Source organism: Micromonospora echinospora (assembly GCF_014203425.1).
In the GTDB taxonomy this organism is placed as follows: Bacteria; Actinomycetota; Actinomycetes; order Mycobacteriales; family Micromonosporaceae; genus Micromonospora; species Micromonospora echinospora_A.
Genome location: NZ_JACHJC010000001.1, coordinates 1,526,375 through 1,550,491 on the forward strand (window position 1 = coordinate 1,526,375; position 24,117 = coordinate 1,550,491).

At 73.4% G+C, this 24,117-nt stretch carries 27 protein-coding genes and 1 tRNA gene; 21 read left to right on the forward strand and 7 right to left on the reverse strand.

Annotation, left to right across the window (positions count from 1 at the left end):
• Positions 1–18 precede the first annotated feature (18 nt).
• From FHU28_RS07380 to FHU28_RS07450, 15 genes are all read left to right on the forward strand, one after another.
• Positions 19–576, forward strand: coding sequence for a DUF501 domain-containing protein (locus FHU28_RS07380; protein ID WP_073824968.1), 558 nt, complete (start codon positions 19–21; stop codon positions 574–576).
• A 1-nt stretch (position 577) separates the two neighbouring features.
• Positions 578–1,087 (forward strand): amino-acid N-acetyltransferase, encoded by a 510-nt coding sequence (locus tag FHU28_RS07385; RefSeq protein WP_184682146.1) that lies wholly within the window; start codon positions 578–580, stop codon positions 1,085–1,087.
• A 50-nt stretch (positions 1,088–1,137) separates the two neighbouring features.
• Positions 1,138–2,079, forward strand: a complete 942-nt coding sequence (locus FHU28_RS07390) for a Ppx/GppA phosphatase family protein (protein ID WP_184689326.1) — start codon at positions 1,138–1,140, stop codon at positions 2,077–2,079.
• A gap of 35 nt (positions 2,080–2,114) precedes the next feature.
• Positions 2,115–2,318: a ribbon-helix-helix domain-containing protein gene (locus FHU28_RS07395; RefSeq protein ID WP_116504048.1), complete on the forward strand. Its 204-nt coding sequence runs from the start codon at positions 2,115–2,117 to the stop codon at positions 2,316–2,318.
• Positions 2,315–2,692 carry a type II toxin-antitoxin system death-on-curing family toxin gene (locus FHU28_RS07400; protein WP_184682147.1) on the forward strand — a complete coding sequence of 126 codons (378 nt, stop codon included), beginning with the start codon at positions 2,315–2,317 and terminating at the stop codon, positions 2,690–2,692. Before FHU28_RS07395 ends, FHU28_RS07400 begins: the two co-directional genes overlap by 4 nt.
• Positions 2,693–2,834: 142 nt before the next feature.
• Entirely contained in the window at positions 2,835–3,167 is a 333-nt protein-coding gene (locus FHU28_RS07405) for a PadR family transcriptional regulator (protein WP_030501302.1), read from the forward strand.
• Positions 3,164–4,111, forward strand: a complete 948-nt coding sequence (locus FHU28_RS07410) for an HAAS signaling domain-containing protein (protein ID WP_184682149.1) — start codon at positions 3,164–3,166, stop codon at positions 4,109–4,111. The genes FHU28_RS07405 and FHU28_RS07410 overlap by 4 nt, the downstream gene beginning before the upstream one ends.
• A gap of 236 nt (positions 4,112–4,347) precedes the next feature.
• On the forward strand, positions 4,348–5,034 hold the full coding sequence (locus FHU28_RS07415; protein WP_116504052.1) for a dienelactone hydrolase family protein: 687 nt from the start codon (positions 4,348–4,350) through the stop codon (positions 5,032–5,034).
• Between the two features lie 19 nt (positions 5,035–5,053).
• On the forward strand, positions 5,054–5,767 hold the full coding sequence (locus FHU28_RS07420) for a uracil-DNA glycosylase (RefSeq protein ID WP_184689329.1): 714 nt from the start codon (positions 5,054–5,056) through the stop codon (positions 5,765–5,767).
• 20 nt (positions 5,768–5,787) lie between these two features.
• Positions 5,788–6,519, forward strand: coding sequence for a DUF4129 domain-containing protein (locus tag FHU28_RS07425; protein ID WP_184682151.1), 732 nt, complete (start codon positions 5,788–5,790; stop codon positions 6,517–6,519).
• A complete protein-coding gene (locus FHU28_RS07430; RefSeq protein ID WP_184682153.1) occupies positions 6,516–7,100 on the forward strand; it encodes a hypothetical protein in 585 nt (194 codons plus the stop codon). The genes FHU28_RS07425 and FHU28_RS07430 overlap by 4 nt, the downstream gene beginning before the upstream one ends.
• The gene (locus tag FHU28_RS07435) at positions 7,100–8,098 is read left to right on the forward strand and encodes an AAA family ATPase (RefSeq protein WP_184682155.1); all 999 of its coding nucleotides are present in this window, start codon (positions 7,100–7,102) and stop codon (positions 8,096–8,098) included. The genes FHU28_RS07430 and FHU28_RS07435 overlap by 1 nt, the downstream gene beginning before the upstream one ends.
• Complete coding sequence (locus FHU28_RS07440; RefSeq protein ID WP_184682157.1) at positions 8,098–9,459, forward strand: DUF58 domain-containing protein; 1,362 nt, start codon at positions 8,098–8,100, stop codon at positions 9,457–9,459. Before FHU28_RS07435 ends, FHU28_RS07440 begins: the two co-directional genes overlap by 1 nt.
• Positions 9,456–10,016 (forward strand): hypothetical protein, encoded by a 561-nt coding sequence (locus tag FHU28_RS07445; RefSeq protein ID WP_184682159.1) that lies wholly within the window; start codon positions 9,456–9,458, stop codon positions 10,014–10,016. The genes FHU28_RS07440 and FHU28_RS07445 overlap by 4 nt, the downstream gene beginning before the upstream one ends.
• Before the next feature lie 103 nt (positions 10,017–10,119).
• Entirely contained in the window at positions 10,120–11,451 is a 1,332-nt protein-coding gene (locus tag FHU28_RS07450) for an NAD(P)/FAD-dependent oxidoreductase (RefSeq protein WP_184682161.1), read from the forward strand.
• Positions 11,452–11,526: 75 nt separating this feature from the next.
• Here the strand turns inward: FHU28_RS07450 and FHU28_RS07455 are convergent, their stop codons facing one another.
• Positions 11,527–13,353 carry a hypothetical protein gene (locus tag FHU28_RS07455; RefSeq protein WP_184682163.1) on the reverse strand — a complete coding sequence of 609 codons (1,827 nt, stop codon included), beginning with the start codon at positions 13,351–13,353 and terminating at the stop codon, positions 11,527–11,529.
• 89 nt (positions 13,354–13,442) lie between these two features.
• Between FHU28_RS07455 and FHU28_RS07460 the strand changes: the two genes are divergently transcribed.
• The 4 genes from FHU28_RS07460 (at position 13,443) to FHU28_RS07475 (ending at position 15,698) form a co-directional block, all read left to right on the forward strand.
• Positions 13,443–13,523 (forward strand) — tRNA-Leu (locus tag FHU28_RS07460).
• Positions 13,524–13,633: 110 nt separating this feature from the next.
• Entirely contained in the window at positions 13,634–14,479 is an 846-nt protein-coding gene (locus FHU28_RS07465) for a Bax inhibitor-1/YccA family protein (protein ID WP_184682165.1), read from the forward strand.
• A 122-nt stretch (positions 14,480–14,601) separates the two neighbouring features.
• A complete protein-coding gene (locus FHU28_RS07470) occupies positions 14,602–15,360 on the forward strand; it encodes a Bax inhibitor-1/YccA family protein (protein ID WP_184682167.1) in 759 nt (252 codons plus the stop codon).
• A gap of 17 nt (positions 15,361–15,377) precedes the next feature.
• Positions 15,378–15,698 (forward strand): hypothetical protein, encoded by a 321-nt coding sequence (locus tag FHU28_RS07475; RefSeq protein ID WP_184682169.1) that lies wholly within the window; start codon positions 15,378–15,380, stop codon positions 15,696–15,698.
• A 93-nt stretch (positions 15,699–15,791) separates the two neighbouring features.
• On the opposite strand, the gene FHU28_RS07480 is transcribed toward FHU28_RS07475, so the two are convergent.
• The 4 genes from FHU28_RS07480 to FHU28_RS07495 all read right to left on the reverse strand — a co-directional run bounded on the left by FHU28_RS07480 (position 15,792) and on the right by FHU28_RS07495 (position 20,564).
• Complete coding sequence (locus FHU28_RS07480) at positions 15,792–17,276, reverse strand: CYTH and CHAD domain-containing protein (protein ID WP_184682170.1); 1,485 nt, start codon at positions 17,274–17,276, stop codon at positions 15,792–15,794.
• A gap of 40 nt (positions 17,277–17,316) precedes the next feature.
• On the reverse strand, positions 17,317–18,579 hold the full coding sequence (locus FHU28_RS07485) for an acetyl-CoA C-acetyltransferase (RefSeq protein WP_184682171.1): 1,263 nt from the start codon (positions 18,577–18,579) through the stop codon (positions 17,317–17,319).
• A 58-nt stretch (positions 18,580–18,637) separates the two neighbouring features.
• Complete coding sequence (locus FHU28_RS07490; protein WP_184682172.1) at positions 18,638–19,450, reverse strand: SGNH/GDSL hydrolase family protein; 813 nt, start codon at positions 19,448–19,450, stop codon at positions 18,638–18,640.
• A 67-nt stretch (positions 19,451–19,517) separates the two neighbouring features.
• Entirely contained in the window at positions 19,518–20,564 is a 1,047-nt protein-coding gene (locus tag FHU28_RS07495) for an SGNH/GDSL hydrolase family protein (RefSeq protein ID WP_184682173.1), read from the reverse strand.
• A 140-nt stretch (positions 20,565–20,704) separates the two neighbouring features.
• On the opposite strand from FHU28_RS07495, the gene FHU28_RS07500 reads away from it, so the two are divergent.
• Together FHU28_RS07500 and FHU28_RS07505 are read left to right on the forward strand one after the other, a co-directional pair.
• A complete protein-coding gene (locus tag FHU28_RS07500; RefSeq protein WP_013474058.1) occupies positions 20,705–21,061 on the forward strand; it encodes a YkvA family protein in 357 nt (118 codons plus the stop codon).
• A 76-nt stretch (positions 21,062–21,137) separates the two neighbouring features.
• Complete coding sequence (locus tag FHU28_RS07505; protein WP_184682175.1) at positions 21,138–22,508, forward strand: cystathionine beta-synthase; 1,371 nt, start codon at positions 21,138–21,140, stop codon at positions 22,506–22,508.
• Positions 22,509–22,597: 89 nt separating this feature from the next.
• On the opposite strand, the gene FHU28_RS07510 is transcribed toward FHU28_RS07505, so the two are convergent.
• Positions 22,598–23,107: a GNAT family N-acetyltransferase gene (locus FHU28_RS07510; RefSeq protein WP_184682177.1), complete on the reverse strand. Its 510-nt coding sequence runs from the start codon at positions 23,105–23,107 to the stop codon at positions 22,598–22,600.
• A complete protein-coding gene (locus FHU28_RS07515; protein WP_184682179.1) occupies positions 23,104–24,033 on the reverse strand; it encodes a ribonuclease Z in 930 nt (309 codons plus the stop codon). The genes FHU28_RS07510 and FHU28_RS07515 overlap by 4 nt, the downstream gene beginning before the upstream one ends.
• Positions 24,034–24,117: the final 84 nt, after the last annotated feature.

Sequence of the window (24,117 nt, forward strand, 5' to 3'; positions counted from 1 at the left end):
CACACGAAAGGCACTTCCTTGAGCGTCGTACCACCGCAGGAGCCGGCGGCGGACTCCGTACCCCCGCCGGAACGCCAGCCGGCCACCGAGGCCGACCTGGCCGCGGTGGCCGCGCAGCTCGGACGCCCGCCGCGCGGCACCCGCGCGGTGGCCCACCGGTGCCCGTGCGGCCTGCCCGACGTGGTCGAGACGACGCCCCGGCTGGCCGACGGCACGCCGTTCCCGACGCTGTTCTACCTGACCTGCCCGCGTGCCACGGCGGCGTGCAGCCGGCTGGAGTCGGCCGGGCTGATGAAGGAGATGGCCGAGCGGCTGGCCGAGGATCCGGAGCTGGCCGCGCAGTACCGGGCCGCGCACGAGGACTACCTGACCCGCCGGGAGGCGATCGGCGAGGTGCCGGAGATCGCCGGCATCTCGGCCGGCGGCATGCCGGGGCGGGTGAAGTGCCTGCACGTGCACCTGGGGCACGCGCTCGCCGCCGGGCCGGGGGTCAACCCGTTCGGCGACGAGACGCTGGCGCTGGTGGAGAAGTGGTGGGCCGCCGGCCCCTGCGTGGACGTGCCAGCGGTCCAGTGAGATGAGCGCCGACCAGATCACGGTCCGCCGGGCCCGCACCGCCGACGTGCGCGGCATCCGGCGGCTGGTGGACACCTACACCGACGACCGGCGGCTGCTCAGCAAGGCGACCGTGACGCTGTACGAGGACGTGCAGGAGTTCCGGGTCGCGGTGACGCCGGACGGCACAGTGGTCGGGTGCGGCGCGCTGCACGTCATGTGGGAGGACCTGGCCGAGATCCGGACGGTGGCGGTCGACCCGTCCTGCCGGGGCCACAAGATCGGGCACCGGATCGTCGGCGAGCTGATCGACTCGGCGCGGGAGTTGGGCATCGCCCGGATCTTCGTGCTCACGTTCGAGACCGGCTTCTTCGGCTCGTTCGGCTTCCGCGAGATCGACGGCGCGCCCGTGCCGCAGCCGGTCTACGAGCAGCTCCTGCGCTCGTACGACGAGGGCGTCGCGGAGTTCCTGGACCTGGAACGGGTCAAGCCCAACACCCTCGGTAACTCCCGCATGCTGCTGCGCCTCTGAGCCCGGGGGTGAGGGCGGGCTGCCGTAGGGTGGGCGCCGTGAGTGCGCGCGTGGCAGCCATCGACTGCGGGACAAACTCGATCCGACTGCTGATCGCCGATCTGCCGGAGGCGTCGGACGGGGACTCGGCGCCGCTCGTGGACGTCAGCCGGCGGATGGAGATCGTGCGGCTGGGGCAGGGCGTCGACCAGACCGGCATGCTCGCCCCCGAGGCCATCGAGCGGACCCGGGTGGCGCTCGCCGACTACGCGGCGGAGATCGAGAAGTCCGGCGCCGAGCGGGTACGCATGTGCGCCACCTCGGCCTCCCGAGACGCCTCCAACGCGGCCGACTTCCGTGCCATGGTCGAGCGCACGCTCGGCGTACCGCCCGAGGTGGTGACCGGCGACGAGGAGGCGCGCCTGTCGTTCACCGGCGCGGTGCGTGGCCTGCCCGCCGACGCCGAACCGCCGTACCTGGTGGTCGACATCGGCGGCGGCTCGACCGAGTTCGTTGTCGGCACCCGCGAGGACGGCGTGCGGGGCGCGATCTCGGTGGACATCGGCTGCGTCCGGATGACCGAGCGCCACCTGCACGGCGACCCGCCCGGTCCGGCGCAGATCGCCGCCGCCGAGGCCGAAATCGCCGCCGCCGTGGACCGGGCGCTCGCCGCCGTGCCCGGCCGGGAGGCCGCCACGCTGGTCGGGCTCGCCGGTTCGGTCACCACAGTGGTCGCCCTGGCCGAAGGGCTTCAGGGGTACGACCCGAGCCGCATCCACCACGCCCGCGTCTCGTACGAGCAGGTGGCCGAGGTGACCGCCGACCTGCTCGGCAAGAGCAGTGAGCAGCGGCTGGCGTACCCGGTGATGCACCCGGGGCGGGCCGACGTGATCGGCGCGGGCGCGCTGGTGCTGCGAGTGATCATGGAGCGGGCCGGGATGCCGTCCGTGGTCGCCTCCGAGCACGACATCCTCGACGGCATCGCCTGGAGCCTCGCGGCGACCTCGGGATAGGTGGTTCCCCTGCGTGTGGCCGGTATGATTTCCATATGGTCACCACTGTCAATCTTCCTGAGGGACTGCACGAACGGCTCAAGCAGCTTGCCGAGCAGGAGCACCGGTCGATGAACGCCACCATCGTCGTGGCCGTCGAGGAGTACGTCTCGGCGCGCAGTCATCGTGCCCGCGTGCGGGATCTTGCGCGGGAGGTTGCCGAGCGTGACGCCGAGCTGTTGCGGCGGTTGGCGGAGTGATCCACTATCTCGAGGTCGACGACCTCGTGGAGATCGCCTCGATCGTGCTGGGTGGGGCGCCGCAGGTCCGTGATTTCGGTCTGCTCTCATCGGCGGTGGTCTGCCCGGCCACCGTGGCGTTCGGCCAGGAGGCTTATCCCGATCTCTGGACCAAGGCCGCCGCGCTGCTGCACTCGGTCTGCATGAACCACGCGCTGATTGACGGGAACAAGCGTCTCGCCTGGGCGGCGGGGCGGGTGTTTCTGGCCCTCAACGAGGTGCCGATCCAGGATGTCGACGTTGATCAGGCCGAGGCTCTCGTGATGTCGGTGGCAAGCGGCACCCTGACCGAGGTCTCGGACATCGCCCGCGAGCTCCGCAAGCTCTACGTCTGAGCCATCGGCGGAAATGCTGTCGCAGTTGCCGGACGGCACCGCCTGGAGTCTCGCCTAGCCGGCCACCTGCCGCCCACCCTCCTCCTGCTGAATGGTGCTGTGTTGTTGACGGTAGTGCGGATTGCGCACTAGTGTGCGGAGCGTGGATACCACGCAGCTCCTCAAGGGCGTGCTCGACCTGGCGGTGCTCGCCGTGCTCAAGGACGAGGACGGGTACGGCTACGACATCCTGCGGCGGCTACGCGAGGCCGGTCTCACCGAGGTCGGCGACGCCTCGGTCTACGGCACGCTGCGCCGGCTGTTCGCGGCCGGTCTGCTCACCACGTACGTGGTGCCCAGCGAGTCCGGGCCGCACCGCAAGTACTACTCGCTCAACGCCGCCGGGCGTGACCAGCTCACCAGCTCCGGCAAGACCTGGCGCTCGTTCGCCACCACCATGGACGCGCTGCTCGACGATCGGGGGATGGCGGCATGACCGTCACGGGGCAGGAGATCACGGACTACGTCGACCGGGTACGGGCCGCGCTCGCCGACCTGCCGCCGGAGGTCCGCGACGAGTTGACCGAGGAGCTGCCGGAACACCTCGCCGAGGTCGCCGCCGAGGGCGAGGGCACGCTCGTCGACCGGCTGGGCACCCCCGAGGCGTACGCCGCCGAGCTGCGCGCCGTCGCCGGTGCCCAGCCGAGCCGGCGGCCGACGCGTTTCCACCGCCTCGCCGAGGCCCGGCGGGAGGCGGCCACCCAGCTGCGTCTGCTCGACCGCCAGCTCGGCCCGGTGCTCGGGCACGAGACGGTGAGTGACTTTCTGCGTCCGCTGCGCCCGGCCTGGTGGCTGGTGCGCGGCTGGCTGGCCGCGCTGATCGTGGCGTGGATGGTGGACGGCCGGTCCGGCCTGGTGCCCCGGCTGGACGGCAACAGCTCGATGGGGCTGCTGCTGCTCATCGGCGCGATAGTCGCGTCCATGTGGTGGGGTCGTCGCTCGGCCGGGATCACCGGGTGGCGGCGACAACTGCACCAGATCGCCACCGCCGCGCTGCTGTTGTTCTCCATCGCCGTGCTGGCCGAGGTGGACGAGCGCGCCGACACTGACGTCTACGGCAGTTACGAGCAGACGTCGGTGGACCACCGGTACGACCGGATCGAGGACGTCTTCGTCTACGACCAGCAGGGGCGGCTGATCCGCGACGCGCGGCTCTTCGACCAGAACGGCGTGCCGATCACGCTCGGCTGGCCGAGCTGCATGGCTGACACGGGCTCGGTGCCGGAGATGCGTAACACCTACCCGTACTGTCCGGAGCTGGCCCCGTTCGGACCGCCGGTCTCACCGTCGATCGCCCCGCCCGCATTCGCGCCCACGGACAGCGCCACCCCGCCCGCGCCCACCACCAGCGCTTCCCCGGAACCCACGTCAACTCCCTGAGAGCGCTCGATCCCGCGAGATCTTGGAAGGAAACGGCCCTCATAGGGGCCACAATCTTCCAAGATCTCGCCGGGCTGGGGCGGCTGACGTCCACTACTCGGCTGTGAGGTCTACAGGAGGTGAATGCCACTGTTGTTCCGTCTTCCCCGGGCCGCTGACGGCGTGGCACGCTACCGGCACATAACAGCCAACTGTGCGACCAGCCAACGTTGACTGACCGCAAGGAGGACGGGCCCATGGGCGAGATGGTGAGCTTCACCGGCAACGGGGGGACGAGCGAGGGGTATCTCGCGATACCCTCCGGCGGTGCGGCCAGCCCGGCGGTCATCGTCATCCAGGACTGGTGGGGTCTCGTACCCCACGTACGGGCCGTGGTCGACCGCTTCGCGGAGGCCGGCTTCGTCGCCCTCGCGCCCGACTTCCGGCACGGCGGCCCGGCTGTGAAGCCGACCGAGCCGCGGCTGATGCTCAACAGCTCCCAGATGGACGAGGCCGCGAGCGACATCGCCGCTGCCGCCGAATACCTGGCGAGCCGGCCCGAGGTCGCCGGAAAGGTGGGCTGCGCCGGGTTCTGCGCGGGCGCCAGCCTCGCCCTGTGGTCGGCCACGTTCTCCGAGCGCATCGTGGCCACCGCCGGGTTCTACCCGCGCCTGCCCTGGGAGGGCATGGCCGCCGACTGGGCCGACTATGCGGGGAAGGCCGCGCTCATCCACTGCTCCGAGGCGGACGGCCTGTCCGCTGCCGACGGGGTGCAGAGCGTCCGCCGGTCCATCGAGTCGGCCGGCGGCACCTGCCAGACGTTCGACTACCCGGGCACCGCGCACGCGTTCTTCAACGAGGACCGGCCGGAGCACTACGACCAGCGGGCCGCCGCCACCGCCTGGGCCCGCACGCTGGAACTATTCCGGGCGAAGCTTGGCTGAGTCGCGTACCCCGCAGGACGTGGTCGCCCGCGCCGCGCGGGCGGCCGACCTGGCCGACCTCGACGGCGCGGTCAGTGACTGCTTCGCCTGCCCGCGCCTGGTGGCGTGGCGCGAGGAGGTCGCGCTGGTCAAGCGGGCCGCGTTCCGCGACCAGGACTACTGGGGACGGCCGGTGCCCGGCCTCGGCCCGCAGGACGCGCGCATCGCCATTCTCGGCCTGGCGCCGGCCGCGCACGGCGGCAACCGCACCGGCCGGATCTTCACCGGGGACCGGTCCGGCGACGTCCTGTTCGCCGCACTGCACCGCGCCGGGCTGGCCAACCAGCCGACGAGCGTCTCCGCCGACGACGGCCTGACGCTGCGCGACACCCGCATCTTCGCCGCGGTGCGGTGCGCGCCGCCGGACAACAAGCCCACCCCGGCCGAGCGGGACACCTGCGCGCCGTGGCTGCACCGCGAGGTCGAACTCATTCGGCCCACGCTGCGCGTCGTGGTCGCGCTGGGCGCGTTCGCGTGGGCCGCGTGGTGGCCGGTGCTCCGTCAGGTGTACGGGCAGCGACCGCCCACGCCGCGACCGGCGTTCGGCCATGGGGCACACTGGTCCGGCGAGTCCGTGCCGGAGTTGCTGGGCTGCTACCACGTCAGCCAGCAGAACACGTTCACCGGCCGGCTCACGCCGGCGATGCTGGACGACGTGTTCACCCGGGCGAAGGACCTGGCCGGGGTGGACTGAGGAACACCTGAGGCGGTGGGATGGATTTCGGCGTACTGCGCAGGTGGTGGCCGGTCGCCGCGGTGACGGTGCTGCTCGCGCTCGCCGCGTTCGCCGCCGGTCACTCCGCCATCGGGGCCAGCCGGATCCCGCCCGCGGCCGACACCATCCCGTACGTGCCGGACTACCCGTCGCCGGAGGCGGTGCCGTCGTACCCGGTCGAGCCGCGCGACGTGGGGGAGTCCGCCTCGGGCGGCGTGCCCGGCTGGCTGGCCACCGCCGCCGTGGCGTTGCTGTCCGCGGCGGTGCTGGGCGCGATCGGGTACGTGCTGTGGAACGTGCTCCGGGGCGCGCTGCGGCGTACCACCCGTGCCGTGCCGGTGCGGCGCACCCGGCGTACCGCCGAGGGGACCGCGCGTGAGGTGGTGGCCGCGCTCGACGCCGGCCTCGTCGAACTGGACGACCGTTCCACCGACCCGCGGACCGCTGTGATCGCCTGCTGGGTACGCCTGGAGGAGGCCGCCGAGGACGCGGGCGTGCCCCGGCACACCGGCGACACCCCGACCGACCTGGTCGCCCGGTTGCTGCGCGGCGACCCGGAGGCCGGCATCCCGGCGATCGCCAGCGCCGACGTGCTCGACGGTTTCGCGCACGTCTACCGGGAGGCCCGGTACGCCACCCACCCGGTCGACGAGCGCACCCGGGATCAGGCCCGCGCCGCGCTGCGCCGGCTGCGCGGCGAGCTGACCAGCCTGGCGGGGGGTGCGTCGTGAGCACGAGCATCGACGACCTGCTCTCGTTCGGCGAGGAGCCCGCCGGGGAGGACGTGCGGCCCTCGGGCGGCGGGCGGTCACGCGCGCTGCTGCGGACCGCGGCGGTCACCGCCGCCGTCGTCGTGGTGGTAGTGGTCGGGCTGCGCGCGGTCGGCCTGAAGGTGCCGCTCTGGATCGTCGTGGCCGGGGTGCTCGCCGTGCTCGCGGTACGCCGGGTCACCACGGCTCTCTCACCCCCGCCGCCGCTCCGCGCCGGTGCCCGCGCGCCCGCCGGTGAGGAGCCGGGCACCTGGAACTGGTCCGCCCGGGACGCGTTGCGCACCGCGATCAACGGCTGGGAGCGCCCGCTGGACTGGTCCGCCGACAACCGGGAGCGGTTCACCGAACGCATCCTGCCCCGCCTCGGCGAGTTGGCCGACGAGCGACTGCGCCAGCGCCACGGCGTCACCCGCGAATCCGATCCGGCCCGCGCCCGGTCGGTGCTCGGCGAGCCACTGTGGACGTTCCTCACCACCCCCGCCCGCCGCCCTCCGTCGCCGCGCGACCTCGCGGCGATCGTCGCCGAACTGGAGAAGATCTGATGAACGACGTGGACCGGAGCATGGCCCCCGCCGAGGTGGGCCGGCTCGCCCGGACCGTCCTGGAGGCGGTCGGCACCGTCGTGGTCGGCAAGCGGGACGCGCTGGAGCTGGTGCTGGCCGGCATCCTCGCCGGTGGTCACGTGCTGCTGGAGGATCTGCCCGGCCTGGGCAAGACGCTCACCGCGCGCTGTTTCGCGCAGGCGCTCGGGCTGGACTTCCGGCGGCTCCAGTTCACGCCGGATCTGCTGCCCGCCGACGTGACCGGCTCGTTCCTCTACGACCAGAGCAGCGGCGACTTCGCCTTCCGGGCCGGGCCGGTGTTCACCAACCTGCTGCTCGCCGACGAGATCAACCGGACGCCGCCGAAGACGCAGTCGGCGCTGCTGGAGGCGATGCAGGAGAAGCAGGTGTCGGTGGAGGGCGTGACCTACCGGCTCGACGAGCCGTTCCACGTGCTCGCCACCGCCAACCCCATCGAGTACGAGGGCACGTACCCGCTGCCGGAGGCGCAGCTCGACCGGTTCCTGCTGCGGGTGTCGTTCGGCTACCCGAACCACGACGAGGAGTGGGAGGTGCTGCGCCGCCGGATCGCCCGCCGCCGCGAGGAGGCCGAGATCAAGCCGGTGGTGGACGCCGCCACGCTGCGCGCCATGCAGGCGGCGCTGGAGGACGTGGTGGTCGAGGACTCGGTCGGCCGGTACATCGTGGCGCTGACCGCCGCCACCCGGGAGCACCCGTCCGTGCTCGTCGGCGCGTCCCCGCGCGGCTCGCTGGCGCTGCTGCTGCTGTCCCGGGTCCGGGCGGTGCTCGCCAACCGGGACTACGTCGTGCCGGAGGACGTCAAGGCGGTGGCGGCGCCCGCGCTGGCCCACCGGATCACGCTGCGGCCGGAGATGTGGCTGCGCCGGGTCGACCCGGCGTTCGTGGTCGGCGAGGTGCTGGAGTCCACGCCCGCCCCGGCCAGCGGCGCGCTGCCCAGCTACGCCGCCGGGCGCTGATGGACCGGGCCGAGGCGGCGAGCGGCTGGGCGCCCACCTGGGCGCTCGGCCGGGCCGTGCTGCTCACCGGCGTGCTGCTCATCGCTGCGGTGCTGCTCGGCCGCATCGACCTGGTGGTGCTCGCCACGCCGTTCGCGCTCGGCACCGCGTACGCGCTGCGCCGCCGCCCGGCCGGGTTGCCGGAGCTGGAGTTGAGTGTCGGGGACACCCACCTGGTCGAGGGCTCCCCGCTGGCCGCGACCGTCGCGGTGGCCAACCCGGACCTGATCGGGTACGACGTGGCGGTGGTGCGGACCCGGATGTCGCGCTGGCTGCGGGTGGAGCAGGTCGGTTTCGGCGGCGCCGGGCTGGACGTGAGCCGATCCGGTGGGGCGGACCGCCCGTTCGTCACCTCCGTACCCCGGGGCAGCGCTGTCGACCTGGAGCTGACCGGCACGGCGCTGCGGTGGGGGCGGCACCCGATCGGCCCGGCCGGGGTGCGGGTCGCCGCCGCCGACGGGCTGCTGGTTTCCCGCGCCGTGATCACCGACCCGATCCGCGCCCGGGTCTATCCGCGTACCGAGCCGTTCGACGCGGTCGAGGTGATGCCCCGGGCCGCCGGGCTGGTCGGCGCGCACCGGTCGCGACGGCCGGGCGAGGGCGGCGAACTGGCCGGGGTCCGCGTGTTCGCACCCGGCGACCGGCTGCGCCGCATCGACTGGCGGGTGTCGCTGCGCGCCCGCCAACTGCACGTCGCGGCGACGCTCTCGGACCGGGACGCCGAGGTGGTGGTGCTGCTGGACGTGCTGGCCGAGGCGGGCCGCTCCGGTGGGGTGAACGGCCCGGCGTCGGTGCTGGACACCACGGTCCGGGCCGCCGCCGCGATCGCCGAGCACTACCTGCACCGCGGCGACCGGGTGTCGATGCTGGAGTACGGCCCGGCCGCTCGCCGGCTGCGTCCGGCCACCGGGCGGCGGCAGTACCTGACCGTGCTGGAGTGGCTGCTCGACGTGCACGCCGAGTCGTCCCCGCACGAGCCGTACGACCAGGTCTTCGGCCCGCAACTGCTCTCCTCGGACGCGCTCGTGGTGGTGCTCACCCCGCTGCTCGACGAGCGGTCCGCGCAGATGCTGGCCCGGCTGGCCCGCGGCGGCCGGTTCGTGGTGGCGGTGGACACGCTGCCGGCCGAGCTGCCGATGCCGAAGGAACGTGGCTGGGCCGAGGTGGCGTACCGGCTGTGGCGGCTGGACCGGGACACGATGATCGGCCAGCTCCGCGAGCACGGCGTGCCGGTGGTGCGCTGGGCCGGCGCCGGCAGCCTGGACGAGGTGCTGCGCGACGTGGCCCGCCTGGCGACCGCCCCGAAGGCAGGGTTGCGGTGAGCGCTGTGGTCGAGCGGGTGCGGGCGCTGCGGTACGCCGCCGCCCGGGTCAGCCCGCTGCCGCTGCTGGTACGCGGCGGCATCTTCCTCACCGTGCTGGCCGGTTTCCTGCTCGCGTACCCGGTGCAGGCCCTCACCGCGCGCTCGCTGCTGGCCCTGACGGTGGCCGCGGTGCTGCCGGCGTTCGGGCCGCGCCGGATCTGGCCGACGTTCACCGCGCTGGTGACTGTCGCCGGCTGGCTGCTGGCCACGCTCGGCTTCGACCGGCCACCGGCGCTGTGGCGGCTGCTCGCCGTGGCGACGCTGCTCTACCTGGCGCACTCGCTCTGCGCGCTCGCCGCGCTGCTGCCCTACGACGGGCTGATCGACCCGGACCTGGTGTTCCGGTGGCTGAGCCGGGCCGGCGGCGTGGTGCTCGCCAGCGCTGTGCTCGGCGTGGTGCTGGCGTGGCTCGGTGGGGTCGGCGGGACGGACGGCTCGCAGGCGGCGACAGTGGTGGGGCTGCTGGTGGCGGTGGGGCTGAGCGCGCTGCTGGGCTGGCTGCTGCGTCGCAGGTGACGCAGCGTTCCGGTGACGTTGCGCAGGTCACACGGGTTGTGCTCCGTCACAGAAGGGGGTCTCGCGCGGGATTACCGGGGGCCCGCGGGGAAAGATAGATGACGTGAACCCGAAGCGGATCCTTGTCGTGGGTGCCGGTCACGTGGGCCTGTACGCCGCTCTGCGCCTGTCCAAGAAGCTGAGCAGCCGTGAGGCCGAGGTCATCGTCGTCGACCCGCAGCCGCACATGACGTACCAGCCGTTCCTCCCAGAGGCATCGGCGGGCAACATCTCCCCGCGGCACGCCGTCGTGCCGCTGCGGCGGGAGTTGCGTAAGTGCACCGTGGTGGCCGGCACTGTCACCCGGATCGACCACGACCGCATGACCGCCGTGGTGCAGCCGATCAGCGGCCCGGCCCGGGAGATCCCGTACGACCACGTGGTGGTCGCGCCCGGCTCGGTCTCCCGCACCCTGCCGATTCCCGGCCTGCACGAGCACGGCATCGGGTTCAAGACCATCGGTGAGGCCATTTACCTGCGCAACCACGTGCTGGACCGGCTCGACGTGGCGGCCTCCACCACCGATCCGGCGGTACGCAGCCGGGCGCTGACGTTCACCTTCGTCGGCGGCGGCTACGCCGGCATCGAGGCGCTCGCCGAGATGGAGGACATGGCCCGCGACGCGCTGCGCTACTACCCGGAGCTGAAGCCGGAGGAGATGCGCTGGGTGCTGGTCGAGGCGACCCAGCGGGTGCTGCCCGAGGTCGACCGGGACATGGGCGCCTACACGGTGCAGCAGCTGATGAAGCGGGACATGGACATCCGCCTGGACACCCGGCTGGAGTCCTGCGTCGACGGTGTGGTGAAGCTCTCCGACGGGGACAGCTTCCCGTCCGACACCATCGTCTGGACCGCCGGTGTGAAGCCGTCGCCGATGCTCGACGCCACGGACTTCCCGCGCGACGAGCGCCGCCGGGTCACCTGCCGGCCCACCCTGCAGATCGTGGACGGCGACCGGGTGATCGAGGGCGCGTGGAGCGCGGGCGACTGCGCCGCGGTGCCGGACCTGACCAAGGAGCCGGGCAACTTCTGCTCGCCGAGCGCCCAGCACGCGGTGCGGCAGGCGGCGCGGATGGCCGACAACATCGCCAACGTGATCCGCGGGCGCGAGCCGGTCGACTACAAGCACAAGCACGCCGGCAGCGTGGCCAGCCTCGGCCTGCACAAGGGCGTGGCGCAGGTCTACGGCATCAAGATGACCGGTTGGCCGGCCTGGTTCATGCACCGGACGTACCACATGTCGCGGATCCCCTCGTTCAACCGCAAGGTGCGCGTGGTGGTCGACTGGACACTGGCGTTCTTCCTCAAGCGTGAGGTGGTCGCGCTGGGCCAGCTGCACGACCCGCGTGAGGAGTTCGCCGAGGCGTCCGCCCCGCCGGTTGCCGCGCGCGTCTGACGCACGTCCGCGAAAGGGCCCTTTCCGTACGGGAGGGGCCCTTTCGCCGTGTCCGGGGTCAGAACCGCTGTCGGGTCAGAACCGCCACGTCCAGGCGTCGGCGAGGCGGGTACCGGGCCCGAAGAGCTGTTCCAGGGTGCGGCGCAGCATCTCCGCGTGCGGCGCGTCGTCGGTCACCGCGACGCAGGACGCGCGCCAGAACTCGACGTCCCGGGCGGCCTGGCGGCGCTGCCGGTCGCCGACCGCGGGCGCCACGCCCCGCCGGGCCACGTCGGCGAGCAGGGCCGAGGTGGGGCGTTGCCAGGTGCCCATGGTGGCCGAGCCGCCCCGGCCGTACGGGCCGATGAAGAAGCCCTCCGGCATGCCGAAGTCGACGCCGGTGGCGGTGGCCCAGCGCATCGGCCAGGGGTCCTGCGGGGTGGCGGTGGGCACCGGCACCAGCACCCCGCCGGGGCGTACGCACTGCCGCCAGTGGCCGCCGGTGACGAACTCGGGCAGCGGCGGCCGGTCCATCGTGGGCAGCGGTGTCGGCAGGACGCTGAGCACCGCCGCGCCGACCGCGATCGGGACGGCCCGGCGGACTCGGCCGGATTCGCCGAGCGCCCGGTGCACGGCGAGCGTGAGCACGGTGCCGACCAGCGGCAGCACCGCCAGCGCGAAGCGCATCGGCAGCGCGCCGTCCACCACCGGCAGCCCGGCCAGCAGCCGGTACGGGCCGGGGAGCCCGGTCCGTTCGCCGCCGACCACGACCTCGGGGCCGAGCGCGAGCGTGGCCGTGACCAGCGCGCCGGCCACCAGCGCCACCACCAGGGGCCGCCGGCCCAGCCAGGCCGCGCAGCCGACCGCTACCAGCAGCAGCGGCCAGCCGAGGAACGTGGTGAACTCGGCCGGACCGGTGGTCAGCCGGACCGCCTCCGGGCTGCCGAACAGCGTCAGCGCGGAGAGGCGGGTCCAGCCGGCCAGGTCGGCGGAGAAGTAGGCGGGCGGGAACATCCCGTCGGCGACGCCCTGCGGACCGGCGAACTGCACCCAGAGCGGGTACGCCAGCACCGGCAGCGCCAGCCCGGCGGCGCCGATCAGTCCACGGGCGAAGCCGGGACCGGCCCGGCGCAGCAGATCCCGGTCGGCCATCCCGTACGCGAGAGTCATCACCGCCAGCGTGAGCGCGGTGAGGAAGAGCACCTCCTCGCCGACGAACACCTGGACGATGACGACCGCGGCGAGCCCGGCCGCCGACGACACCATCCGCCGCCGGTCCGGGCCGTCCGGGCGCCCGGACGGGTCGGCGGCGCGCAGCAGCCGGACCACCAGCCAGACCAGCACCGGGACCAGCCACTGCGCGGTCATGTGCAGGTGGCCGTTGCTCTGCGAGACCACGCCCGGCCCGAAGCCGCACAGTGACGCGCCGAGCCCGGCGGCGAGCCGGCGGGCCCGCAGGACACGGGTGAACAGCAGGTACCAGGCCAGCGCGGTGCCGGCCATGTTGAGCGCGACCAGCAGCGCGAACGTGACGGGCGCCCCGAACGCCAGCGTGACCGGGGCGAGCAGCACGCCGAGCGCGACGACCGAGGTGTTCGCCATCAGGTTGACCCCGTCCGGCGCGTTCAGGCGGTCGCTGACCAGGCTCAGCTCGCCGCGAAGGGCGCGCGCGTCGAGCGCCAGGAACCACTCGTACAGTGTCTGGTCGGCCGGGTTGAGCGCGAGCACCCGCGTGCCCGGCGCCGGCCAGAGGCCGTGGGTGAGCCAGCCGGCGAGCACGACGAACGCCAGCCCCACGAGCAGGTCCGCGCGGCGCCGCCGGACGGCGGCCGCCATCCGCCGCGTGACCGCCGCCGGGCGCACCGCCCGGACCTGATCCGGCCCGGGGGCCGTGCGGGCGGCGCTGGTCACGGCCTCGACCATATCGGCCGCAGCCGTCGGGGTACGCCGCGTCGCGGCCGAGCCGCTACGGTGAGATCTGCACCGCGCGTGTCGGCGCGCCGGTGTCACCCGCCCGGGTGGTGGAACGGCAGACACGGCCGCCTTAAAAGCGGCTGCCGCAAGGCGTGCGGGTTCGACCCCCGCCCCGGGCACACGAACTCTCAGCTTTCCCACAGCTAGCCGTCGCACGCGCGATTGCGGCCACGTTTACCCTGGAGTAGCACGTCTACGTGCGATCGACCCCCTGAGGGAGGCCTGAGAAGTGAAGACCTCGAACCCGGTGCTCGCCCGGCTCGGCCAGGCGGCGGAGCGTGAGCGGGCGGCCGGGTACGCCCAGCCCGGGCCTTACGGTCAGCCCGGACACCCCCAGCAGTACCCCCAGCAGCAGTACCCGCAGCAGCCCTACCCGGGCGGCTACGGCCAGCAGGTGGCCCCGCCCACCGTGACCCCGATGACGCTCGACGACGTGGTCGTCAAGACGGTCCTCATGCTCGCCATCCTCGGCGCCTCGGCCGCAGCGGCCTGGGTGCTCGTGCCGGACTCGCTCGTCGGCGTGGCGTGGATCGGCGCCGCGGTGGTCGGCCTGGTGCTGGGTCTGATCATCTCGTTCTCCCGGATGGCCAACCCGGCGCTCGTGGTGGCGTACTCGATCATCGAGGGCGTCTTCGTCGGCATGGTCAGCAAGGCGTTCGAGTCGCTCTACGACGGCATCGTGCTCCAGGCGGTCGCGGGCACGTTCGGCGTGTTCTTCCTGATGGCCATGATCTACAAGGCGCGGATCATCCGGGCCACCCCGAAGTTCGCCCGGATCATGGTGGCGATCATGGCCGGCCTGTTCGGCGTGATGATGGTCAACCTGGTGCTGGCGCTGTTCGGCGTGAACACGCACCTGCGCGACGGCAGCCCGCTGGCGATCGGGTTCAGCCTGGTCTGCATCGTGGTGGCGTCGTTGAGCTTCGTGCTCAACTTCGCGCAGATCGAGGAGGGGGTCCGCATGGGCCTCCCGCAGCGCTACGCCTGGACGGCCGCCTTCGGCATCGTGGTCGGCCTGGTGTGGCTCTACATCGAGATCCTGCGGCTGCTCAGCTACTTCCAGGGCGACGACTGACCGACGCCCGCCGCCGACGCCCGCCTGCCGCATCCGCGGCGGCGGGCGTCGCCGTTTTCCCGTCCCTGCCGCGCCGCCCGGGGCAGAGTGGGACTCGGGTACGTCGGCGGGAGGTGGTCGCGGTGCGCAGTGCCAATCCGGTGCTGGACCGGCTGGACGACGTCGGCCGCGCCGAACGGCAGGTGCTCGGGGGCGGGACCGCCGCCGCGATGACGGTGGCCGACGTGGTGAGCCGGACCGTGGGGCTGCTGCTGGTCACCGGCGTCACGGCGGCGCTGTCCTGGGTGCTGGTGCCGCAGGCCGCGTGGATCTCCGCCGCGCTGGCCGGGAGCGCGCTGGCCAGCCTCGCCCTGGTGCTCGTCATCTCGCTGAAGCAGATCACCAGCCCGCCGGTGATCGTCGGGTACGCGGTGCTGCAGGGGCTGCTGCTCGGGGTGGCCAGCCGCGCCTTCGAACTGGTCTACCCGGGCATCGTGGTGCAGGCGGTGGTCGGCACGTTCGGCGTCTTCCTCGGTATGGCCGCGCTCTACCGGGCCCGGCTGGTGCGCGCCACCCCGCGCCTGGCCCGCCTGGTCATCGGCACGCTCGTCGGGATCGTGGCGATCGGCCTGGTGAACCTGTTCGCGTACCTGTTCACCGGGCGGCAGGGCGTGGCCGTCTACAGCCTCAGCGACCGGGTGGGCTGGCTGCCGTACGTGTTCTCGGGGGTGGCGATCATCGCCGGCGCGCTCAGCTTCGTCCTCGACTTCGACCTGGTCGAGCGGTCGGCGGCCAACCGGCTGCCCCGCCGCTACGCCTGGTACTGCGCGTTCGGGCTGCTCGTCGGGTTGATCTTCCTGTACTGGCAGATCCTGCGCCTGCTCAGCTACGTACGCCGCTGACCGTAGACTCGGCGGCGATGAGCGCAGCGGAACTGGACCGGGCGGTGACCCTGCTGGTCCGACAGGTGCAGCACTGGCAGCAGCCGCGCTGGTCGGCTCCGGCCGGGGGCGGCAACGTGTCCCGGGCCGACCTGGTGCACAAGCTGGTCCAGGAGATCGCCAACCTGGCCGCCGACGCGGCGGGTGAGCCGCGCCGCGATGTGCCCCGGCTGCCGAGCGACCTGGCCCTGCCCGACCAGCTCCGCGTGGTCGCCGCCGATCTGACCCTGGCCGCGCCCCCCGAGCCCGTGCTGACCGAGGCCACAGAGGCGATAACCCGAACCCGCACCGCCCTCTGACCTCGCCCTCTGTTGCGTTGATCATGAGGTTGGCAGCGACAAAACGGACGCGAATCCCCGCCAACCTCATGATCGACCGGGTGGAGGGGGCGGTCAGGGCTTGAGCCAGCGGCGTACCTTGCGGCGTCTTGCCCGGTCGCGTGCCCGCAGGACGGCGGGGCGGTCGTGGCCGGCGGCCTCCGCCTGCCTCGCGTGCAGCAGGCCGTAGGTGAACGTGTTCTCGCCGTCGGCGTACGCCTGGAGCGCCTGCCGCCGGAGCGTCTCCCGTGTCACCACCGAGTCCTGGTGGGTGCCGAGCAGATCCTGGAGCGCCTTGAACCGCTTCACCAGGCGGGCAGCCGGTCTACCGGCGCTCGGCTCACGCACCTCCACCGCGTACCGGGCCGCCTTGTGCTTCTTGCGCGCCTCGTGCAGCGCCGCGTCCCCGGCCGGCCCCTCGACCGTGAGCGCCCGGTCCAGCCGCTCGTCCGCGCGGCGTACCGCCTTGCGGATCCGGCGGTCCACCCAGCGCCGGCCGACGTCGGCGGGTGCGCCGTCGACCAGCCGATCCAGGCGGGCCAGCAGCTCGGGATAGCGGTCGGAGTCCAGCGCGGACCGCAGCGTCGCCGTCGCCCCGGCCCGGTCGGCCGCGAACCGCTCACCGATCCGCGCGGCCACCGGGCCGAGCACCAGCTCGTCCGGCAGCTCGTGCACCGCCTCGGTGAGCCGGGCGGCCATCACCTGGGTGTCGCGGACCCGGCCCAGTTCGCCGCCGAGCCAGCGCAGCTCGGCCCGGACCGCCTCGCTCTCCCGGCGATCCCACAGGCCCCGGAACGTCCGCAGCGTCGCCCGCAACCGGCGGGTCGCGACGCGCATGTCGTGGATCGCGTCCTCGTCACCCTGGTACGCGGCCGCGTGGTTGCCGACGATCGCGTCCCGCTGCGCCCGGGCGTACCCGAGAACCGGACCCGCGGGGCCGTCAGCCGGCTCGTCGTCGAAGCGCTCGATCCGGCCGGCGACGGCCCGGTGCGACTTGCTGACCGCCACCTCCCGGGCGCCGGCCGCGCCCAGCCGCTCGCCCAGCGCGTCGAGCAGCCCTTCGTCGCCCTCGACCAGCTCGATCTCGATCTCGTGCCAGGTCCGCGCGGCACCGTCCACCAGATCCTCGGACCGGACGTCGTCCTCGGCCACCTCGGCCAGCACCCGGCCGTCCGCGTCCAGCAGCCGGCGCTCCCGGCGATGGTTGACCACCCGGGCGGCCGGCGCGACCGGACGGCCCCGCGACGCGCCCCGGATCAGCGCGACCAACTCGGCCGGCGGGCCGTCGTCGGACGCACCGGCCGGGAACTGGTGCTCGACCCGCGCGCCGCCGACCGCGCCCACCTTCAGATGCCAGCCCGCGTCGTGCCCGCCGGTACGCCGGCGCAGCGCGTGCCCGCTGCGCAGCAGGAGCAGGTCGTCGGTGTCCCAGTAGACGGCGTCCAGATCCGAGACGGTGGCGTCGGACATGGTCACGACGCCACCGCACCCGGTCAGGTCGGGCAGTTGGAAACCCTCGTCGCCGGAGTACTTGCGCTCACGTTCCACGACGGTCGCCATACGGCCTCCCGTACCCGGCCCGCGCCCCGGCGAACCGGTCTCAGCTCAGTCGCTCCAGCACCATCGCCATGCCCTGGCCACCGCCGACGCACATGGTCTCCAGGCCGATCGTCTTGTCGTGCCACTCCAGCGCGTTGAGCAGCGTGCCGGTGATCCGGGCGCCGGTCATGCCGAACGGGTGGCCGACAGCGATAGCGCCACCGGCGACGTTCAGCTTCTCCTCCGGGATGCCGAGCTGCCGGTACGAGGGGATCACCTGCGCGGCGAACGCCTCGTTGATCTCGACCAGGTCGACGTCGTCGATGGTCATGCCGGCCCGCTTCAGCGCCTGCTTCGACGCCTCGACCGGACCCAGGCCCATGATCTCGGGGGAGAGCCCGGTGACACCGGTGGAGACGATCCGGGCCAGCGGGGTGAGGCCCAGCTCGGACGCCCGCTCGGCGCTCATGATCACCACGGCGGCGGCGCCGTCGTTGAGCGGGCAGCAGTTGCCTGCGGTGATCCGGCCGTCCGGGCGGAACACCGGCTTCAGACCGGACACGGCCTCCAGCGTCACCCCGGCGCGCGGGCCGTCGTCGGTGTTGACCACTGTGCCGTCGGGCGTGGTGACCGGGGTGATCTCGCGGGCCCAGAAGCCGTCCGCGATCGCCTTCTCCGCGAGGTTCTGGCTGCGGACGCCGAACGCGTCCATGTCCTCGCGGGTCACGTCGTACACCTGGGCCAGGTTCTCCGCGGTCTGCCCCATGGCGAGGTAGATGTCGGGGAGCTGCCCGGCCTCGCGCGGGTCGGTCCACACCTCGGCGCCGCCCTGGGCGCGGGCCGCGGAACGCTCCCGCGCCTCGGCGAAACGGGGGTTTTCCCAGCCGCCGCCGACCAGTGCCTGCGCCTCCGGCGGCAGCGTGTCCGAGTTGCCCCGGGCGTACCGGGAGACCATCTCCACACCGGCGGAGATGAACACGTCACCCTCACCGGCCCGGATCGCGTGCATCGCCATCCGGGTGGTCTGGAGCGAGGACGCGCAGTAGCGGGTCAGCGTGGCGCCGGGCAGGCCGTCCAGGCCCATCAGGGTGGCGACCACCCGGGCCATGTTGAAGCCCTGCTCGCCGCCGGGCAGGCCGCACCCGAGGTAGAGGTCGTCGATGGTGGTGGGATCGAGCGCCGGGACCTTGTCGAGGGCGGCCTGGACGATGGTGGCGGCGAGGTCGTCCGGGCGGACCTCGCGGAGGGAACCCTTGAACGCGCGGCCGATGGGGGACCGGGCGGTGGCGACGATGACGGCGTCGCGGGGCGACTCAATCGGCATGAGCCAACGTTAACGCGCCAGTAACATGCGCGGGAAGGCGTACGGCGGGCGGGAAATGTCACCCCGTGGGCGGTCGGCGGTGGTGCCGGAACGCGACAGTCGCCGCCGCCTCGACCGCCGGCAGCAGGGCGTGCGCCCAGACCCGGTAGCCGTCGGCGGACGGGTGGAAGCCGTCGCGGCAGAGCGTGCCGGCATCCGCGCGGAACACCGGTCCCGTCTCGGTGCCCAGGTCAACCACCGTGCCCCCGGCGTCCAGCACGGCAGCCGTCTGGGCCCGCGCCATCCGCCGGCCGGACCAGCCGAGCACCTGGCGCAGCGGGGCGGCCACCGCGCGTACCGCGCCGAGGTCCGGGCAGGTGCCCACAACCACCTCGACGTGCGCCTCCCGCAGCCGGCGTACCGCCGAGCCGAGATAGGCAGCCGCGTCACCCGGGCGACCCAGCGCGGTCGCGTCGTTCGCCCCGATCAGCACCACCGCCACGTCGGGCCGCTCGCCCAGCAGTGCCCGGGCCACCTGGGTCGCCAGGTCGGTGGCGCGGGAGCCGGAGACCCCGACGCTGGACAGGTGCACCCGGCGGCCGTGCGGCCCCTCGGCGAGCAGGTTCGCGAGCTGACCGCCGATCGTCTCCTCGAAGCGGTCGACGCCGACGCCGAGCGCCGACGAGTCGCCGAGCAGCACCAGCCGCAGCGGCGGCGCGTCCGCCCGGCCGACCGAGGCACGCAGCACCAGACCCAGCTCGGGCTGGGCGTACTCCCGGCTGCGGGCGGCGATGGCCTGCCCGGCGAGGACCGCCGCGCCGCCCACCGTGCCGGCCAGCAGCGACAGGGCCGCCGCCCGGCCCCACCGGGCCGCCTCACCGCGCTCGCTCATGACCGCACTCCGCTTCGCTCCGTGCCGCCATGAGGCACCTGTGCGCTGAGCTGGCCGATTCGCTCGCTCATGCCGTTTCCTCCAGGGTGGCCGAGTCGGCGGCGCTGCCGGTCGGGGGCAGCGCGCCGACGCCGAAGAAGGCCCGTCGGCGAAGCTGGGCCCAGCGGCCGCCGGGCCCGCGGTCGCGGCCACGGAGCTGGGCGCCGCTGACCTCCGTACCGGCGTGCCGGGCCGCCTCGTGAGCCGCCTCCGGGAGCGACCGTACGCCTTCCACGCCGGGCAGGACAGGCCTGCGCTCCGGGACGGCGCCCAGCGCGGACAGCACGGTGGGCAGCAGGGCTGCCGCGGCGATCGCGTACCCCTCGGCGGAGGGGTGGAACCGGTCCCAGGCGAACATCCGGCCGGGCTCGGCGGCGAACCGTGGCCCGAGCATGTCGCCGAGCGAGACGGTACGGCCACCGGCCTCCACCACAGCCACCGTCTGGGCGGCGGCGAGCTGGCGGCTCCAGCGCCGGGCCAGCCAGCGCAGCGGCGGCTGGATCGGCCGGATGGTGCCCAGGTCGGGACAGGTGCCGACGACCACCTCACAGCCGGCCGCCCGCAGCGTGCGGACCGCGTCGACCAGGTAACGCACGGCCAGCCCCGGCGGCGTGCGGTTGGTGACGTCGTTGCCGCCCACCAGGATCACCGCCACGTCCGGCTCGACCTCCAGGGCGGACTCGACCTGCGGCTTCAGCCCGGACGACAGCGAGCCCACCACGGCGAACCGGTGCAGGCGTACCGGCCGGTGCAGGCGGCGGGACAGCCCGGTGGCCAGCAGCGAGCCGGGGGTCTCCCGGCGCCTGTGCACGCCGTAGCCGGCTGCCGAGGAGTCGCCCAGGACGACCACGGTGACCGGCGGGCCGGGCAGCCTCGCGCCGTAGACGCCGTCGCAGCGCGGCGGCGGGGCCTGCGCCATCGGGATGGTGCGGCGGGCCTGCCGGGCCTGACCGAGCAGCACCCCGCCGGTGGCGGCGGTGGCCGCCACGGTGGCGCCCGTGCCGATCGCCGCGAGGCGGGCGATGTGCCGGGCGCGCTGCCAGCGGACCGGCGCGACGGAACCAGCGTCCCCCATGAACCGACAGTATCGCGCCGGTACGACCCCCACTGTCCGCGATCGGATGGCTGGGCGGTGCCCGGATTGGGTACCGATGGGGTAGCGGGCGCGGGCTTGCCACCGGGCCGCACCATGGTCGGGCGGAGAGGGGCGAAAACATGGGGAAGACGTTGAAGCGTAGCGCCGCGTTCGCCGCGCTGGCCCGGGCGCTGGCGGCTGGTACGCGGGGCGGGCCGTCGCTCGGGGCCCGGCTGGCGGCGCTACCGCGGATGATCCGCGCGACCACCCGGGGCGAGTACGACGGCGGCCTGCGCCTGGCGCTGATGGCCGGGGCGACCGCGTACATCGTCAGTCCGATCGACCTGCTGCCGGAGATCCCGCTGGCGATCTTCGGGCTGGCCGACGACGCGGTGATGGTCACCTGGCTGGCCGGCAGCGTGCTCGCCGAGACCGAGCGGTTCCTGGAGTGGGAGGCACGTCGCAGCTCGGTCATCCCGGGGCATGTGGTGCCCTGACGGCACGTACGCTGGTCGGCGAACTGATGGCTGACCGACCGCCCCACGACGGCGGCGCGACGAAGGGCACAACGAGGTGCAGTACTACGACAACGTCGTCGAGCTGATCGGCAACACCCCGCTGGTCCGCCTGCGCAACGTCACCGAGGGCATTCAGGCCACCGTGCTGGCGAAGGTGGAGTACGTCAATCCGGGCGGCTCGGTCAAGGACCGGATCGCGCTGCGGATGGTGGAGGACGCCGAGAAGGCGGGCATCCTGCGGCCGGGCGGCACGATCGTGGAGCCGACCAGCGGCAACACCGGCGTCGGGCTGGCCCTGGTGGCCCAGCTCCGGGGCTACCGGTGCGTCTTCGTCTGCCCGGACAAGGTCAGCCAGGACAAGCAGGACGTGCTGCGCGCGTACGGCGCGGAGGTGGTGGTCTGCCCGACCGCCGTCGCGCCGGAGGACCCGCGCTCCTACTACAACGTCTCCGACCGGCTGGCCCGGGAGATCCCCGGCGCGTGGAAGCCCAACCAGTACAGCAACCCGGCCAACCCGCGCTCGCACTACGAGACGACCGGCCCGGAGCTGTGGCGGCAGACCGAGGGCAGGATCACCCACTTCGTGGCGGGCGTCGGCACCGGCGGCACCATCTCCGGCATCGGTCGCTACCTCAAAGAGGCGTCCGAGGGCCGGGTGAAGGTGATCGGCGCGGACCCGGAGGGCTCGGTCTACTCCGGCGGCACCGGTCGGCCGTACCTGGTCGAGGGCGTCGGTGAGGACTTCTGGCCGGAGACGTACGACCGGTCGATCGCCGACGAGATCGTCGAGGTGTCGGACAAGGAGTCCTTCGAGATGACCCGCCGGCTGGCCCGCGAGGAGGGTCTGCTGGTCGGCGGCTCGTGCGGCATGGCGGTGGTGGGCGCGCTGGAGGTGGCCCGCAAGGCCGGCCCGGACGACGTGATCGTGGTGCTGCTGCCGGACGGCGGCCGCGGCTACCTGTCGAAGATCTTCAACGACAAGTGGATGGCCCGGTACGGCTTCCTGGACGACTCCGGCACCGAGCCGACGGTGGCCGACGCGCTCGCCGGCAAGCCCGGTGGCCTGCCCGAGCTGGTGCACGTGCACCCGACCGAGACGGTCCGCGACGCGATCGACTACATGCGCGAGTACGGCGTCTCGCAGCTTCCGGTGCTGAAGGCCGAGCCGCCGGTGGTGACCGGTGAGGTGGCCGGCTCGATCGCGGAGAAGGACCTGCTCGACGCGCTCTTCACCGGCCAGGCCCACCTGCACGACACGATCGAGCGGCACATGGGCGAGCCGCTGCCGATGATCGGCGGCGGGCAGCCGGTGAGCGAGGCGGTCGGGCTGCTGGAGAAGGCGGACGCGGCGCTGGTGCTGGTCGACGGCAAGCCCAAGGGCGTGCTGACCCGCCAGGACCTGCTCGCCCACCTCGGCGCCCGCTGACCCTGCGCGTGTAAGGAAGGGCCCCTTATTAACACCACGTGTTAATAAGGGGCCCTTCCTTACCGGAGGCGTTAACAAGGGGCCCTTCCTTACACCTGGCGGGCGTAGCGGAGCTGGGGGACGAGCGCCGCGCCGATGTGCTCGTCCCGCTGCTCACCGGTGGCGGCCCAGCCGCCGCGCTCGTAGAAGCGGCGCGCGGCGGCGTTGTCCCGCAGCACCCACAACGCCGCCCGGGTCCACCCGCGGGCCCGCATCGCGTCCAGCGCGTCCACCATCAGCGCCCGCCCGGTGCCCCGGCCCCGCTCGGACGGCTCCAGGTGGATCGCGTTCAGCAGCCCGGTCGCCGGGTCGCCCTCGTCGTCCGGCCCGAGGTAGCTGAAGCCGACCAGCCGCCCGTCCCGCTCGGCCACTGTCATCCGGTGGTCGGCGCCCTCCCAGGTCAGCCGCTCCACCCAGTAGCGGCCCATCGCCTCGGGCGTCGGGTCGGCCAGCGCTTCGGGCGGCAGGAACGACGAGTACGCGGCCACCCGCGAGCGCTGGTGCAGGGCGCCGACCGCCATCAGGTCGGCCTCGGTCGCGGAACGTAGGGAGAGCGTCACCCGGGCGACGGTACCCGCCGGGGCGGCACCGGAACCGTCAGCAGATCCTCGGCGATCACCAGATCACCGGCGAAGTGTTCCCGGGCCTCGTCGTGGAAGCGGCGCGGGTCGGCGTACCGCTGGGAGAAGTGGGTGAGCACGAGCGTGCGTACCCCCGACTCGGCCGCCACCCGCGCGGCCTGGCCGGCGGTGAGGTGCCCGACCTCGGCGGCGAGTGCCGCCTCCGACTCCAGGAACGTCGACTCGATCACCAGCAGGTCCGCGTGCTCGGCCAGCGCGAACACCCCGTCGCAGAGCCCGGTGTCCATCACGAAGGCGAACCGCTGCCCCGGCCGGGTCACGCTCACCTCGTCCCGGGTGACGCGGCGTCCGTCGCGGTCCAGGTGCCCGTCGCGCAGCAGCCGTCCCACGTCCGGACCGGCGATGCCGTACGCGGCCAGCCGCTCCGGAAGCATCCGGCAGCCGTCCGGCTCGACCAGGCGGTATCCGTACGTCTCGATCGGGTGCCGCAGCCGGCGGGCCTCCAGCGTGCCGACGCCGAGCGTGATCCGCTGCCCGTCGGCGTCGATCGGCTCGACGGCGAGTTCGGCGGTCTCGTAGAAGCTGGAGGCGTGGCGAAGTCGGGCGAAGTACTCGGCGCCGCCGGCTGGGAAGTGCACAGCCACCGGGTGCGGTACGCGGTCCAGCGAGAGCCGCTGGATCATGCCGGGCAGGCCGAGGCAGTGGTCGCCGTGGAAGTGGGTGACGCAGATCCGGGTCAGGTCGGTGGCTGTGACACCGGTGTGCAGCATCTGCCGCTGGCTGCCCTCGCCCGGGTCGAAGAGGATCACCTCGTCGTCCCAGCGCAGCAGGTAGCCGTTGTGGTTGCGCTGCCGGGTCGGGGCCTGGCTGGCCGTACCGAGCACCACCAGCTCACGCATGGACACGGCATCCTCCGGAAGCAAAAAGCGACCCCCGGGGCTTCCGCGCTCGCGCGCGGGCCGGCTGGACTGGGCCGGCACCCCGGGGGT

Bases quoted from the DNA above. Each gene is read 5' to 3' on its own strand.
- FHU28_RS07480 (WP_184682170.1), bottom strand. From the start codon at position 17,276: ATGGCGACCGTCGTGGAACGTGAGCGCAAGTACTCCGGCGACGAGGGT.
- FHU28_RS07490 (WP_184682172.1), bottom strand. From the start codon at position 19,450: ATGAGCGAGCGCGGTGAGGCGGCCCGGTGGGGCCGGGCGGCGGCCCTG.
- FHU28_RS07385 (WP_184682146.1), top strand. From the start codon at position 578: ATGAGCGCCGACCAGATCACGGTCCGCCGGGCCCGCACCGCCGACGTG.
- FHU28_RS07410 (WP_184682149.1), top strand. From the start codon at position 3,164: ATGACCGTCACGGGGCAGGAGATCACGGACTACGTCGACCGGGTACGG.
- FHU28_RS07475 (WP_184682169.1), top strand. From the start codon at position 15,378: ATGAGCGCAGCGGAACTGGACCGGGCGGTGACCCTGCTGGTCCGACAG.
- FHU28_RS07395 (WP_116504048.1), top strand. From the start codon at position 2,115: ATGGTCACCACTGTCAATCTTCCTGAGGGACTGCACGAACGGCTCAAG.
- FHU28_RS07440 (WP_184682157.1), top strand. From the start codon at position 8,098: ATGGACCGGGCCGAGGCGGCGAGCGGCTGGGCGCCCACCTGGGCGCTC.
- FHU28_RS07435 (WP_184682155.1), top strand. From the start codon at position 7,100: ATGAACGACGTGGACCGGAGCATGGCCCCCGCCGAGGTGGGCCGGCTC.
- FHU28_RS07485 (WP_184682171.1), bottom strand. From the start codon at position 18,579: ATGCCGATTGAGTCGCCCCGCGACGCCGTCATCGTCGCCACCGCCCGG.
- FHU28_RS07495 (WP_184682173.1), bottom strand. From the start codon at position 20,564: ATGGGGGACGCTGGTTCCGTCGCGCCGGTCCGCTGGCAGCGCGCCCGG.
- FHU28_RS07425 (WP_184682151.1), top strand. From the start codon at position 5,788: ATGGATTTCGGCGTACTGCGCAGGTGGTGGCCGGTCGCCGCGGTGACG.
- FHU28_RS07500 (WP_013474058.1), top strand. From the start codon at position 20,705: ATGGGGAAGACGTTGAAGCGTAGCGCCGCGTTCGCCGCGCTGGCCCGG.
- FHU28_RS07455 (WP_184682163.1), bottom strand. From the start codon at position 13,353: ATGGTCGAGGCCGTGACCAGCGCCGCCCGCACGGCCCCCGGGCCGGAT.
- FHU28_RS07415 (WP_116504052.1), top strand. From the start codon at position 4,348: ATGGGCGAGATGGTGAGCTTCACCGGCAACGGGGGGACGAGCGAGGGG.